The sequence below is a fragment of the Amycolatopsis sp. NPDC114503 genome, assembly GCF_055633655.1.
This window is the reverse complement of the sequence record NZ_JBVKDT010000007.1, coordinates 513965-527274: the sequence shown is the minus strand read 5'-3', so window position 1 is coordinate 527274 and position 13310 is coordinate 513965. Positions and strand designations below refer to the sequence as shown.

Below are 13310 nucleotides of genomic sequence, written 5' to 3'. Positions count from 1 at the left end.
TTACGGCAGAGCCGCGACGAGTTCGGCGGGCGGCACCTTCGTGCCGGTGTAGAACGGGATCTCGACGCGCACGTGGCGACGGGCCTCGGTGTTGCGCAGGTGGCGCATCAGGTCGACGATCCGGTGCAGTTCGTCGGCCTCGAAGGCGAGGATCCACTCGTAGTCGCCGAGCGCGAACGACGCGACGGTGTTGGCGCGCACGTCCGGGTAGTCCCGCGCCTCCTTGCCGTGGTCGGCCAGCATCTTGCGGCGTTCCTCGTCGGGCAGCAGGTACCAGTCGTAGGACCGGACGAACGGGTACACGCAGATGTACTTGCGCGCCTCTTCCCCGGCCAGGAACGCGGGCACGTGGCTCTTGTTGAACTCGGCCGGCCGGTGCAGCGCGGTCTGGCTCCAGACCGGCGTCGACGCGCGGCCCAGCGGCGTGCGCCGGAACCCGGTGTAGGCGGCCTGGACCTGCTCGATCTCCTCGGCGTGCCACCAGATCATGTAGTCCGCGTCGGCACGGAGGCCGGACACGTCGTACACGCCCCGGACGACGACGCCCTTGGCCTCGAGCCCGTCGAGGTACTCGGCCGTCTCACGGCCCGCGGCGCCGCGGTCCTCCCCCAACTTCCCCGGTTCGATCCGGAAGACCGACCACGTGGTGTAGCGGATCGTGTCGTTGAGTTCGTTGTAATTCAGCCGCGCCATGACTCCATCCTGGCACTCCTCGCGCGGCGATCGCCATGGGGCTCCGTCACACGAAGAGCTGCTCCGCGATCCGCCGGGCGGCGGCATCGGCCGTGGCCACGCAGGCTGGCAGCCCGACACCGTGCAGCGTGGCGCCCGCCACGGCCAGGCCCGGGACCTCCGCCACTGCCGTCTCGATCCGCGTCACCCGCTCCAGGTGCCCGGTGCCGTATTGCGGGAGGCCGCCGCCCCAGCGCGTCACCAAGGTGTCGATCGGCGTCGCGGTGACGCCGGCGAGCCGGGCCAGGTCCGCGCGGACCGCGGCGACCAGCGAATCGTCGTCTCCGTTCAACGCGCCAGGTTCGCCGAACCGGCCGACCGAACCGCGCACCAGCACCGGGCCGGGGCCGCCGAAGTGAGCCCACTTGTTCGACGAGAACGTGAACGCCTTAGACGCGTACGGCACGCCTTCCGCATCCCGCTCCCCCGCGCCGATGAGGATTCCGGACGCATCAGGCAGCTCAGTGCCCGGCGGGAACGCGAACGCGACGACCGCCATCGACGCCAGTTCGACCTCGCCGAACGCCGTCGAAGCCGCCGGGACCACGCCGTCGAGCAGCTTCCGCGCGGCCGGGGCGGGCACCGCCAGGAGTACCGCGTCCGCGTCGACTGGGCTGTCGGCGGGCGCGTGCGCCGGGGCGGCAGCGCCGAATTCCAGACGCCATCCGGACGGAGTCCGCGTCAGGGCGCGGATCGTCGATGAAGTGCGCAGTTCAGCCCCGGACAGGTCCAGCAGCCGGTCGAGCAATCCCCGCAAGCCACCGGTGAGACTGCCGAAAACCGGTGCGGTGCCTGGCGTTTTCGGCATCAGCGAGGAAGCGGCCTCGGTCAGCGAACCCGCGCCGCCCTCGATCGCATCGGCCAAGCCGGGCATCGTCGCGCGGAGGCCCAGACCATCGGCCCCGCCCGCGTACACGCCGCCCAGCAGCGGGTCGACCAGCCGGTCCACCAGCTCGTCCCCGAACCGCGCGCGCAGCAGCGGGCCGAGCGGCACGTCGCCGTCGCCCAGCTCGACCGGGCCGAGCGAATGCTCCTTCTCGACCGCACGCAGCCCGTCGTCGGACAGCACGCCCGCGACGGAATCCGCAGACGCCGGAACTCCCATCACGGTGCCGGGCGGCAGGCTCTGCACGGAACCGCCCGCGTGGATTTTGGCGCGCGCCTTCGTCGGATGCACCAGGCGATCGGCGAGACCGACCTCCTCGACCAGCGAAACCATTTCGGGCCGCCGGGCGAGGAATGCTTCGGCGCCGACGTCGTAGCTGACTCCGCCGACCTCCGCCGTGCGCAGCTTCCCGCCGATCGCGGCCGTGCTCTCGAAAACGGTGATCGTCACCCGGTCGCCGAGAAGCCGGCGCAACCGGTACGCCGCGGCCAGCCCGGAGATCCCGCCGCCGACGACCGCGACGTGTTTCACAGCGAGTGCACCAGGTCGACGACGCGCTTCAGCACCTCCGGGTCCACCCCCGGCAGGACGCCGTGGCCGAGGTTGAACACGTGCCCGCGAGCGGCACGGCCCTCCTCGACGATCCGGCGCACCTCGGCCTCCAGTACCGGCCACGACGCGTACAGCAGCGCCGGGTCGAGGTTGCCCTGCACCGACACCTTGCCGCCGAGCCGGTGGACCGCGACGTCGAGCGGAATCCGCCAGTCGACGCCGACGACATCCGCGCCCGCCTCGCGCATCGCGCCGAGCAGCTCGCCGGTCCCGACGCCGAAGTGGATCCGCGGCACCTCGTACTCGCCGGCCACCGCCAGCACCCGGGCCGAATGCGGCAGCACGAACTCGCGGTAGTCGCGCTCGGACAGCGCGCCGGCCCACGAGTCGAACAGCTGCACCGCGTCAACGCCCGCGTCGAGCTGGGCGCGCAGGAACGTGGCGGCGATGTCGGCCAGGCGCGCGGCGAGGTCGTGCCAGACCTCGGGCTGCGAGTGCATCAGGGCCTTGGTGTGCTCGTGGTTGCGGCTCGGACCGCCCTCGATCAGGTAGCTGGCCAGCGTGAACGGCGCTCCGGCGAACCCGATCAGCGGCGTCTCGCCGAGCCGGTCCACCAGCAGCCGGACACCCTCGGCGACCTTCGCGACCTGCTCCGGTTCGAGCTTCGGCAGCGCGCGCACCGCTTCCGCATCGCGGATCGGCGAGGCCACGACCGGGCCGGTGCCGGGCACGATGTCGATGTCGACGCCGGCCGCCTTGAGCGGGACCACGATGTCGCTGAACAGGATCGCCGCATCGACGCCGAGCCTGCGGACCGGCTGCATCGTGATCTCGGCGAGCATCTCCGGGTCGAAGCACGCGTCGAGCATCGGGACGCCCTCGCGCAGCGCGCGGTACTCCGGCAGCGAGCGACCGGCCTGGCGCATGAACCACACCGGAACGTGCGCGGGCCGCTCCCCGCGCGCGGCGGCGAGGAAAGCCGAGCCGGGCAAGGCGCGACGGGGCGAAACGGACGGAGCGCCGACGGGCGCGGACGAAACCTGAGGCACGACCCCCATGGTCCCACGCGGGTCCGACAGTCCTGGGCCGCCCCGTGCTCAACGTCCGCCGACGCCGCAGCCGGTGGCCGCGCTTGCTCAGGGATCCCACGCGCCCCGACACTCGGATCCGCATCCGCCTGCCGGTGCCAATGCCGTATTCGTTGCGCATTGAGCAACCGGACGCAGCAATCAGTGCAGGTGTCCAGCGCACCGTTGCGGCGTCGGCTGCGTCTGGCACACCCGACGTGGAGTATCGGTGCGCGCGACGCAACCAATACGGCATCAAGGACGTCCTCCACACCGACACACCCACGACCAGCCCTGCCGCCGCCTCGCGCACCCAGGCGCACGCGCCGCGCGGGACCTCGTCGGCACCGCGGCGGGAGCGGGCACGGCAGGAGAGGCGAAAGGGCAGCCGGAGCCGTTCCCCGGGTCGCGGCTGGGTCTCGCTCGGCGCGCCTGCGTCCGCAACTGGGCGTCGCCGCCCTACAGTCGGTGCGTGACCGCGATGACGCCAGTGCCCGATCTCTTCCGCGAAGCCGTCGCGGCGCTGCAAGCCGTCCGGCCGCGCCCGGAGATCCGCCTGGAGACGATGCGCGCGCCGCAACGGCTCGCGCCGTGGTCGTACGCGTTGAGCTGCGAGGTCTCCGGACCCGCCGACGTCGAGGCGTCCGGCAGGCTGGTTCTGCTGCACGACCCGGACGGCCAAGAAGGCTGGGACGGCGTGATGCGCCTGGTCATGTACGTGCGCGCCGAACTCGACCGCGAACTCGCCACGGACCCGTTCCTGCCCGCGGTCGGCTGGTCGTGGCTCACCGACGCGCTGGAGGCCTCCGGCGCTTCGTGGAAGGCGCTCGGCGGGACGGTCACGGAGACGTCCTCGGCCCGGTTCGGCGACATCTCCGGCCCGGCCCGCACCGACGACCTCGAACTGCGGGCCTCCTGGACCCCGACCGACGCCGCGCTCGGCCCGCACGGGCTCGCGTTCTGCCAGGTGATGGCGAGCGTCGTGGGGCTGCCGCCGGTCGGCGTCACGCTGTTCGAGCAGCGCCAGAGCTCCTGATTTCCCAAGTTCACCCGGTCGGGCAGCCTCTTCTTCGCGCTTGCACGCGCACGAACGCGCCTTCCCGGGCGGATTCGCGCCCTCCCGGCCCTCCGCCGAGATCTTGGGCGGGGCTTCCGGGCGTCCGCCGCCGACCGTCCATCGTGGACCGCGGAGGCCGCTGCTCCGGATGCCGCACGTTCGTGGCCGGGCGTGATCACAGGCAGTGAACCCCCGGTAACCAGCTTCGACGCGGTTCCGGAGCCCTTTCCGGCGCTTTCGCCAGGACGCCGACGGCCGGGCCGAGCGCGCGGCGAAACGTGAAAGAAAATGATCTTGCCCCGGCCGAGGCGCATTTCCGGATCCGGGCCGCCGGGGCGGCGGCCCCGCTCCGCCAGCACCCGCAGGTGCACGGGCCATCTGCACGCCCGTTTCAATGCCGGTAACTCAGGTGCATCGCGGCCGGGTCGCCAGTCGTTAACAAGACTCCGATCGTTAGTCCGATCGTGTTACAGCGACCTCGCTGAGTGACGAACTGTTTCGGATAGATACCCATTCGATCCCCCCGCAACGGCGTCCGGACGGCTACAGTGCCTGGGACGACACCACTTTCGGTCTAAAGCTGGCGCGGCTGAACGGCCGAAGGTCCCGGTGCCGGTCGGGGGGCACGACCGACTCCAGGGAGGTAGTGACGTGGCTACCGTCGGCTTATCTCAGGCCGTCCGATCCACGCCAGCCGGTGCTTTGCCGGCGAGCATGGTTCCGCACCCGCGGGAAGAGCTTTTTTCCGTGTTGGTGGTCGATGACCACCCGCTGTTGAGGGAGGCAATCGCAGCACGACTCGCACAGATGGGTGCGGGCACTGTCCACGAGGCCGCCACGGTGGCCGAGGCGAGGGCGCGAGCACAGGCCACCGGCCCGTGCGATCTGGCGATCCTCGATCTCGGACTGCCGGACGGCAGCGGTATCGAGCTGGTTACGGAACTCCGTAGCCACGGCTGGCCGCGCGTGGTGGTCCTGGCATCCTCCGACGACCCGTACGCGGTGCGCTCCGCGTTCCAGGCCGGAGCACAGGCGTACCTGCTGAAGTCGGCGTCGCCGGTGGTAGTCACCGACGGCGTGCGCCGGGTTCTCGAAGGCGGCGTCTACGCGGATCCGAGCGTGGCCCCGGTCCTGGCGACCGGCACGCGAGTGGCGGGCACCGACAACACCCCGCGCGAGCTGTCGGCTCGCGAGGTGGAGGTGCTCCAGCTCGTCGCGGACGGGCAGTCGAACAAGGAGATCGGGGAGGAGCTTTCCCTCTCCGCGCTCACCGTCAAGTCCCACCTGTCCCGCATCGGGCGCAAGCTCGGCACGGGCGACCGGGCGCAGATGGTCGCGCTGGCGATGCGAGCCGGCGTGATCCGCTGACGACGACGAACCACGTCCCTGCGGGGCGGGCGGACCAGGCGCGGTCCGCTCGTCCCGTAGGGTCGTCGGACATGGGAACTGCACAGGCGGACGGAGCCCGGACCGGAGACGAGACCACCGAGAACCCCGGTGCCTCCGAAACGCCGGTGCTGCTCCGCGAACCGGCGGAAGGCACCCCACCGGTGGTGACCGATCCCGCTGCGCTCGCCGAAGCGTGCGCGCGGCTCGCCGCGGGCACGGGCGCCGTCGCTGTCGACACCGAACGGGCGTCGGGCTACCGGTACTGGCCCAAGGCCTATCTCGTCCAGCTGCGCCGCGAAGGCTCCGGCACGGTGCTGATCGACCCGATCGCGCTCGCCGACGACCTCGCCCCGCTGCGGGACGTCCTCAACGACACCGAATGGGTGCTGCACGCCGCGTCCCAGGACCTGCCGTGCCTGGCGGAGCTGGACCTGCGTCCGCTGTCGCTGTTCGACACCGAACTGGCCGGACGGCTGGCCGGGTACGAACGCGTCGCGCTGGGCACGCTCGTGGAGCTGCTGCTCGGGTACACGCTCGAAAAGGGGCACAGCGCCGCGGACTGGTCGAAGCGTCCGTTGCCGATCGACTGGCTCAACTACGCGGCCCTCGACGTCGAACTGCTCAACGAACTGCGCGCGAAACTCGAGACCGAGCTGGCGGCGCAGGGCAAGCTGGAGTGGGCGCAGCAGGAGTTCGAGGCTGTCCGCACCGCTCCCCCGCCCGCGCCGCGCGCCGAACCGTGGCGCCGGACGTCCGGCGTGCACAAGATCCGCAGCCCGCGCGGCCTCGCCGCGGTGCGGGAAATGTGGCAGGCCCGCGACGAACTGGCCCGCAAACGCGACCGCGCGCCGAGCCGGATCCTGCCCGACAGCGCGATCGTCAACGCGGTGACCTCGGACCCGAAGACGGTCGAGGAACTGCAGGCGCTGCCGGTGTTCAGCGGACGCGTGCAGCGCAAGTACACGGCCAGCTGGCTGCGGCACCTGCAGGCGGCGAAAGCGCTGCCGGCGAGCGAACTGCCGAGCCCGAGCCAGCCCAACGACGGTCCGCCGCCGGTGAACCGCTGGGCCGACAAGGACCCCGACGCCGCCGCCCGGCTCGCCGCCGCGCGGGCCGCGCTGGCCGCGATCGCGGAGGACCGCAAGCTTCCGGTGGAGAACCTGCTGCTGCCGGATCTCGTCCGGCGCACCTGCTGGCGACCGCCCGCCGACCTCTCGGAGGATTCGGTGGCGGACACGCTGCGGGCAGGCGGGGCGCGGCCGTGGCAGGTGGAGCTGACGGTGGCAGCCTTGAGCAAGGCGTTGCACAGCACGGCTTCCGAATGACGAGCCGGGTGGTTTAGACCTCAAGGTGAGATTTAGACCTTCGGACGCAAGCCGCGAGGTGCCCTCTTGACCAAGACGGCACTCACCTAAACCCGACCACAACGCGGGATCGCGCCCGCGTTTGGGGGCTGCCCGGCGTGACAGGCCGAAGGCCCCTCACGCCGGGCAGCCCCCAAACGCCGGCTTAAAAGCGATCCCGCCCGCGGCGGCGAAGCCGACGCCAAAAACACAGCTGACCTGCCAAATCAACCCCGACGACGAGCCGGGCGGCGATAACCGAGCGACCGTGCCACCCCGGTAGCCGTCGTGACCACGGCGGGGACCAAGTGTGCCACCGAGGTCGTCTCCCGGCGGCCCACGACCGCGACCGCCGCGGTGACCCGGGCCGAAGCGTCGCGGATCGGGGCGGCGACGGCGACCGCGTCGTCCGCCAGCTGGCGGTCGGCGACGCAGTAGCCGGTGCGGGCGATGTCGGCGAGTTCGGCGCGCAGCGTTTCCGGGTCGGTCGTGGTGTGCGGGGTTTCCGCCGCGATCGGGCTGGTCAGCGCGGATTCGCGGGTGTCGGCGGCGGCGTGCGCGAGCAGCACCCGGCCGGTCGCGGTGGTGGTCGCGGGCAGGCGGCTGCCGGTCGTGGTGAGGATGCCGACCGAGCGGTGCCCGGCCAGCCGGGCGAGGAACACGACGTCAGTTCCGTCCAGGACCGAGAGGTGCACGTTTTCGCCGGTCGCGTCGAAGAGATCGCCCAGATACGGCAGGGCGATTTCGCGGATGGAGGCCCTGGCCAGCGAGAGCGAGCCGAGTTCCCACAGCTTCAGGCCGAGGTGGTAGCCGCCGTGGTCGTCGCGCGCTAGCGCTCCCCATTCGGCCAACTCGCCGACCAAGCGGTGCGCGGTGCTCAAAGGCAGGCCCGCGGCCTGGGCGATCTCGGTCAGGGAGAGCACCGGCGTCTGCGCGCTGAAGCAGTCCAGCACCGACAGCAGCCGGGCCGCCGCGGTGGGTCTGGCTTCCATGTGGCGGAAGTCTGATTGAGGCGGGGCCGCGACGCAAGCGACACTGCGGGCGTGGGTCGGCCAAGCGAGAAACACAGCGAGTCGGTTTTGATCACGGGCGCGGGTTCGGGTCTCGGGCTGGGAGCGGGATTGACGCTCGCGGCGCGCGGGCACCGGGTCTTCGCCACGGTCGAACGGGACGATCAGGTCGAGCCGGCACGGGCGGCGTTCGCCGAGCGCGGGCTCGTCGCGGAGGTCTCCCGGCTTGATCTGCTCGACCCGGCCGATCGTGAAGCGGCTGCGGCGCTCGACGCGTCGGTTCTGCTCAACAACGCCGGATTCGGGGCCGAAGGGCCACTCCTGCGCACGGATTCCGCGATGGTGCGGAAAACGTTCGAGGTCAACGTCTTCGGCACGCTCGAGCTGACGCGACTGGTCTCCGACCGGCTCGTCGCGGCCGGGCGGGGCGGGCGGATCGTGTTCGTCACGTCGGTGGCGGGGCTGTTCGTCGCTCCCGGCGCGGGTGCGTACGGGGCCAGCAAGTTCGCCCTCGAAGCCATGGCACAGGCGGTCCGTCAGGAGCTGCGGCCGCACGGAATCGAAGTGCGGGTCGTCGAGCCCGGGCCGTTTTCCACTGGATTCAACGAGAAACTCGTGGAGAACGCGCCGGCCTCGGAGCACGACTTTTCGGATTTCCTCGCCATGCAGCGCGATCCGGCGGCGGCGATCGAGACGATCGCCCGGGTCGCGGTCGAATCCGGGCCGTACCGGACGATCGTGCCGGGCGAGTTCGGCGGGATCGTGCGCGAGCAGCAAGATCGGCTTTGGGAGCAGACCGACCTGGTCGGCCCGTGAGAAAGTGCGACAGCACACCAGCACTAGACAGGAGCACATGACAGTGAAGATCGCGGTTCTCGGGGGCGGGCACGGTTCCTGGGCCACGGTGGCGGAACTCGCCGAGCACGGCCACGAAGTGCGCTGGTGGCGGCGGAACGCCGAGGCGCTGGAAGCGTTGCGCGCGACCGGGGCGGTGAGCGTCCGTGATTACCGGGGCTCCCGTTCGGTGCCGGTGGGCGACGGAGCCGGGGAGATCAACCCGGTGGCGGACCTCGCCGAAGCGGTGCGGGGCGCGGCTCTGATCGTGATCCCGCTGCCGTCGACCACGCACGACGACCTGGCTCCCCGGCTCGCGCCGCTGCTGACCGAGGGCCAGGTGGTCTTCCTGCCGCCGGGCACGTTCGGCTCGATGGTGTTCGCCAAGGCCGTCGCCGCGGCGGGCGGGAGTTCGGAGATCGCGTTCGCCGAAGCCGGGACGCTGCCGTATCTCGCCCGCCGGCACGGGGACGCGGAAGTGGTGATCAGCGGGTACGCGACCCGGCTGCCGACCGGGGTTTTCCCGCTGCGGCTGGCGGAAAGCGCGTTCACGACGCTGCGCGAGGCGTACCCGAGCGTCGAGGACGCGGGCGACGGGCTCAGCGGAGCGCTGATGAACGCGGGCCCGATCATCCACCCGCCGCTGATCACGATGAACGCCGGTCCGCTGGAGCATTTCGCCGCCTGGGACATCCACAACGAGGGCACGCAGCCGTCGATCCGCAGCGTCACCGACGCGCTCGACGCCGAGCGCGTCGCGCTGCGCGAAGCATTCGGCTACAGCGCGCCGCACTTCCCGCTGGCCGATCACTACGCAGCCGACGGCGAGGAATGGATGTACGGCCGCTCGGCGCACGAAAGGCTGACCGACAGCGGCGACTGGCGCGAGAAGATCGACCTCCACACGCACCGCTACATGGTGGAAGACACCCGGCTCGGGCTGTCGCTCCTGGTGTCCGCGGGCCGGTGGGCCGGGGTGCCGACGCCGGTCGCGGAAGGCCTGCTGGCTCTGGGTTCCGCGATCACCGGCCGCGATTTCTACGCCGAGGGACGGACGTTCGAGAACCTCGGCCTGGCGGAGCTCGACCGCGCCGGGCTGACCACGCTGCTGCAGGACGGAGTCCAGTCGTGATCGCCATCGTCGGCGCCGGGCGGATGGGCGAGGGCATCGCGCTGGCCTTCCTCGCGGCGGGACATCCGGTCCTGCTCGCGGACGTCAAGGACCGCACCGAGGAAGAACGCCAGCTCCGGCGCGACGAGGTCCGCAAGCGTCTCGCCGACCGGCTGCGCGCGATGTTCGGCCACGCCGACGCGCTGGAAAGCCTGACGCTGGGCGACCGTTCGGCGAAGGAACTCGCCGACGCGACCGTGGTGTTCGAGGCCGTGCCGGAGGTCATGGACGTCAAGCGCGAGGTGTTCGGCTGGCTCGGCTCGCAGGTGCCGGAGTCGGCGGTGCTGGCCTCGACGACGTCGACCTTCCTGGTCACGCAGATCGCGGAACTCGCCGGTCGGCCGGAGCGGGTCGTCAACGCGCACTGGCTCAACCCGGCCGAGCTGATGCCGCTGGTCGAGGTCAGCCGGAGCGACGACACCGATCCGGCCGCGGTCGAGCGGCTCGTGGAGCTCCTGCGCGAAATCGGCAAGGTGCCGGTGGTGTGCGGGCCCGCCGCCGGGTACATCGTGCCTCGGCTGCAGGCGCTGCTGATGAACGAGGCCGCGCGGATGGTCGAGGAAGGGGTGGCCGGAGCCGCCGAGATCGACCTCGCGGTGCGCGCCGGTCTCGGGCCGCGGTTCTCGGTGCTGGGCCCGCTGGAGTTCATCGACTGGGGCGGCGGCGACATCCTGTACTACGCCTCGCGCTACCTGACCGGCGAACTCGGCGAGCGGTTCCAGGCGCCCGCGATCGTCGAGGAGAACATGACCGGCCGGCGGCGAGGTCTCCAGGACGGGGCCGGGTTCTACCGCTTCGACGCGGCCGGGGTGCCGGAGTACCGGGCGGCGCGGATGCGGGAGTTCGAGGAGATCTTCCGGCTGCGGGAACCGCATTTGCGGGACGGGACGCCGGTTCCGGAGCGTCCACAGGAGTGACTTCCGGTTGGCGGCTGCGGGTTCAGGCCCGCGGCCGTCAGCACTCCGCAAGCCAGCCGGTTGCCTGGGCGACGCGCGGATGGGCTGCGCCGAGGACTGCTTTGAGCCCGGCCACCACGGATTCCAGCTCCGCCGCCGCGCCTGTTCGGTCGCCTCGTCGGGCGGCGGCTCGGGCCAGCGTCGCGCGGAGGCCGAGCACCATCGGATGTCCCGCTGGCCAGGCACCAGCGGCCAGCACCGCCCGCGCCGCTTGCTCGGCTTCGTCCAGGTTTCCGCTCTCCACGCAGGCTCGCGCGAGCGCGGTGCGGATGATCAGCGCGCCTCGGCCCCGCGCTTCGCCCAGTGCCTGGCGGAGCAGGTCGGCTGCCTCGGGCGCTTGCCCTGCCAAGAGGAGAACGAGTGCCAGGGACTCCCCCCGCTCTGGACGCTTCTCGAACAGTTCGCGCATCGGAGCGATCGCCGCCTCCGGATCTCCGATTTCGGCTCGCACCACCAAGAGGAGCGCGTCTCGTTGCTCGTCGGTCTCGCAGAGCGCGTCCTCGGCCGACAGCAGTTGTTCGGCCGTCTCGTAGCGGGCCAGCGCGCGCAGCATGACGACCTTCCGACGTCGTCCGGCTCTCGTCAGGGCGTGCGCCGGGCCGAGTTCGGCGGCGCAGTAGTCGACGTGCGCGTCCAGCACCGCCAGCGCGTCTTCGTACTGCGCTGCCACGCCATAGGCTTCCGCGAGGAGCAACTGGGTCTTGAACGTCCCTGGCTGGCGCGCGCCCCAGGTTTCCTCGAACGCCTCCGCGGTGCGTTCCAGCAGCGGGATCGCCTCCGCCGGACGGCCTTGCGCCGTCTGGCAATACGCCAGATTCGCCCATGCCGCAAGGGTGTTCGGCTCGCGGGGACCGAATTCGTCCGTCAACGCGGGCACGAGATCCGTGTAGTGCCGCTCCCCTGCCGCCCAGTCCTCGTTCTTGAGCAGCAACTGACCCAGCCGAAGCCGCCGACGCAGGTTCGGCACGCTCTTCGGGTTGCGCGCCTTCGCGAGGGCGGCCTGCAATGCGGCGATCTCGTCGACCGGCTCTGGCTTCGTGCGGAAGAGTCCCACCTGGACAGTCTGCCCGCCCCGGCGGATCAGTCCTTCTTCAACCACCCGGAAACTTCGACGACATCCGGATGCTTCGGACCAAACGCCTCCGTCAACCCCGCCGCAACGGCAGTCAGCTCCCGATCCGCCTCCGCGTCCCGGCCGCGTTCCCGGGCCACCCGCGCCAACGTCGCCCGGGCGCCGAGCTTCAGCGGGTGTCCGTCCGGCAAGCCATCAGCCGCCGCGATTTCTCCGGCCAGCGTCTCCGCCGCGTCGAGCTGGCCGCTTTCCAGGTACGCGCGGGCCAATTCCCCGGCCGGGCCCCACTGTTGCGCCGCCGGTTGTGCGGCCAGCACGGCGCGGTACAGCTCCGCCGCTTCCGCGGGCTCCCCAGCCCGCAACAGCACTGCCGCGAGCACCTCCACGAACTCCGGCGTGCGGTACTGCTCGGCGAGTTCCCTTGCCTTGTGCTTGACGATCTTCGCCTCGCCGCGTTCCGCTCGGATCAGCAGGCCGACCGCGGCGGCCTGGTCGCGTTCGAGGTCGTCTCGCGGCTTGCGGGACAGGCCGGAGTTCAGACCGGCTGCCTCGTCGTAGCGGCCCAGCGTCCGCAGCACGCTCACCTTCCGGCGCGCGCCCGCGATCGTCAGCTCGTGGTACTCCCCGAACTTGGCCACGCACGCGTTCAGGTGCCGGGTCAGCACAGCCAGCGCCTCGTCGTACTCCCCGGACACCGAATACATCTCCGCCAACAGCAACTGCGCCTGCATCGTGGCCGGGTCGTCAGGACCGACTGCCTCGTAGATGTCCACTGTGGACTCCATGAGGTGCACCGCGTCCTCGGTCTGGCCCAGCGCGGCTTTCGCCATGGCCAGGTTCAGCCACGCGCCCAGCGTGCCCGGGTGCTGTTCGCCCTCGACGCGTACCTGGGCGTCGGCGAGTTCGGTGTAATGCTCCTCCGCCGCGGGCCAGTCGCCGGTTTCCACCAGCAGCACGCCGATCCGGTGCCGCACCGCGAGATTCTCCGGGAGATCCGGATCCGCGGCTTTCGCCAGTTTTCTGCGCAGCTTAGCGATTTCGGTCGCCGGGTTCGCCCGGAAAAGCCCCATTGCCGTCCCCCGTCCGGTTGGTGCGTTCCCGCCAGTGTGCCGCATGCCACAAGACCCCGGGAGTGTGCCGTCCCCCACTCGACCGGGCCACTCCCCTGGTTACCCACGGGTAACAAGGGCTAGGGTGCGGGACAGGAACACTCTCTACTTCAGGAGCATTCGTGGCCGCAC

Annotated in this window: 12 protein-coding genes; 6 read left to right on the top strand and 6 right to left on the bottom strand. The window is 71.2% G+C overall.

The window, feature by feature from the left end; all coding sequences use genetic code 11:
- Genes hemQ through hemE form a run of 3 tightly spaced genes read right to left on the bottom strand, consistent with a single transcriptional unit; the run spans position 1 to position 3228 of the window.
- Entirely contained in the window at positions 1 to 693 is a 693-nt protein-coding gene (gene hemQ / locus ACZ7OI_RS30645) for a hydrogen peroxide-dependent heme synthase (RefSeq protein ID WP_101434650.1), read from the bottom strand.
- Positions 694 to 739: 46 nt separating this feature from the next.
- Entirely contained in the window at positions 740 to 2149 is a 1410-nt protein-coding gene (gene hemG, locus ACZ7OI_RS30640; RefSeq protein WP_470267586.1) for a protoporphyrinogen oxidase, read from the bottom strand.
- On the bottom strand, positions 2146 to 3228 hold the full coding sequence (hemE, locus tag ACZ7OI_RS30635; protein WP_470267585.1) for a uroporphyrinogen decarboxylase: 1083 nt from the start codon (positions 3226 to 3228) through the stop codon (positions 2146 to 2148). Before hemE ends, hemG begins: the two co-directional genes overlap by 4 nt.
- Before the next feature lie 481 nt (positions 3229 to 3709).
- On the opposite strand from hemE, the gene ACZ7OI_RS30630 reads away from it, so the two are divergent.
- The 3 genes from ACZ7OI_RS30630 to ACZ7OI_RS30620 all read left to right on the top strand — a co-directional run bounded on the left by ACZ7OI_RS30630 (position 3710) and on the right by ACZ7OI_RS30620 (position 7008).
- Entirely contained in the window at positions 3710 to 4273 is a 564-nt protein-coding gene (locus ACZ7OI_RS30630; RefSeq protein ID WP_470267584.1) for a DUF3000 domain-containing protein, read from the top strand.
- 672 nt (positions 4274 to 4945) lie between these two features.
- Positions 4946 to 5662 (top strand): response regulator transcription factor, encoded by a 717-nt coding sequence (locus ACZ7OI_RS30625; protein WP_033291604.1) that lies wholly within the window; start codon positions 4946 to 4948, stop codon positions 5660 to 5662.
- Positions 5663 to 5733: 71 nt separating this feature from the next.
- Entirely contained in the window at positions 5734 to 7008 is a 1275-nt protein-coding gene (locus ACZ7OI_RS30620) for an HRDC domain-containing protein (protein ID WP_470267583.1), read from the top strand.
- A gap of 245 nt (positions 7009 to 7253) precedes the next feature.
- Here ACZ7OI_RS30620 and ACZ7OI_RS30615 read toward each other — a convergent pair whose 3' ends face one another.
- Positions 7254 to 8018, bottom strand: coding sequence for an IclR family transcriptional regulator (locus tag ACZ7OI_RS30615; protein WP_470267582.1), 765 nt, complete (start codon positions 8016 to 8018; stop codon positions 7254 to 7256).
- A gap of 87 nt (positions 8019 to 8105) precedes the next feature.
- On the opposite strand from ACZ7OI_RS30615, the gene ACZ7OI_RS30610 reads away from it, so the two are divergent.
- From ACZ7OI_RS30610 to ACZ7OI_RS30600, 3 genes are read left to right on the top strand one after another with little or no spacing between them, the layout of a single operon-like run.
- Entirely contained in the window at positions 8106 to 8852 is a 747-nt protein-coding gene (locus ACZ7OI_RS30610) for an SDR family NAD(P)-dependent oxidoreductase (RefSeq protein ID WP_470267581.1), read from the top strand.
- A gap of 37 nt (positions 8853 to 8889) precedes the next feature.
- Positions 8890 to 10002 carry an NAD/NADP-dependent octopine/nopaline dehydrogenase family protein gene (locus ACZ7OI_RS30605; RefSeq protein ID WP_470267580.1) on the top strand — a complete coding sequence of 371 codons (1113 nt, stop codon included), beginning with the start codon at positions 8890 to 8892 and terminating at the stop codon, positions 10000 to 10002.
- Positions 9999 to 10958 (top strand): 3-hydroxyacyl-CoA dehydrogenase NAD-binding domain-containing protein, encoded by a 960-nt coding sequence (locus tag ACZ7OI_RS30600; protein WP_470267579.1) that lies wholly within the window; start codon positions 9999 to 10001, stop codon positions 10956 to 10958. The genes ACZ7OI_RS30605 and ACZ7OI_RS30600 overlap by 4 nt, the downstream gene beginning before the upstream one ends.
- A 37-nt stretch (positions 10959 to 10995) precedes the next feature.
- Here ACZ7OI_RS30600 and ACZ7OI_RS30595 read toward each other — a convergent pair whose 3' ends face one another.
- Both ACZ7OI_RS30595 and ACZ7OI_RS30590 read right to left on the bottom strand, forming a co-directional pair.
- On the bottom strand, positions 10996 to 12051 hold the full coding sequence (locus tag ACZ7OI_RS30595) for a tetratricopeptide repeat protein (protein WP_470267578.1): 1056 nt from the start codon (positions 12049 to 12051) through the stop codon (positions 10996 to 10998).
- Positions 12052 to 12077: 26 nt separating this feature from the next.
- Entirely contained in the window at positions 12078 to 13139 is a 1062-nt protein-coding gene (locus tag ACZ7OI_RS30590) for a tetratricopeptide repeat protein (RefSeq protein WP_470267577.1), read from the bottom strand.
- Between the last annotated feature and the right edge of the window lie 171 nt (positions 13140 to 13310).

Bases quoted from the DNA above. Each gene is read 5' to 3' on its own strand.
- ACZ7OI_RS30605 (WP_470267580.1), top strand. From the start codon at position 8,890: ATGACAGTGAAGATCGCGGTTCTCGGGGGCGGGCACGGTTCCTGGGCC.
- ACZ7OI_RS30620 (WP_470267583.1), top strand. From the start codon at position 5,734: ATGGGAACTGCACAGGCGGACGGAGCCCGGACCGGAGACGAGACCACC.
- ACZ7OI_RS30615 (WP_470267582.1), bottom strand. From the start codon at position 8,018: ATGGAAGCCAGACCCACCGCGGCGGCCCGGCTGCTGTCGGTGCTGGAC.
- ACZ7OI_RS30590 (WP_470267577.1), bottom strand. From the start codon at position 13,139: ATGGGGCTTTTCCGGGCGAACCCGGCGACCGAAATCGCTAAGCTGCGC.
- hemQ (WP_101434650.1), bottom strand. From the start codon at position 693: ATGGCGCGGCTGAATTACAACGAACTCAACGACACGATCCGCTACACC.
- hemE (WP_470267585.1), bottom strand. From the start codon at position 3,228: ATGGGGGTCGTGCCTCAGGTTTCGTCCGCGCCCGTCGGCGCTCCGTCC.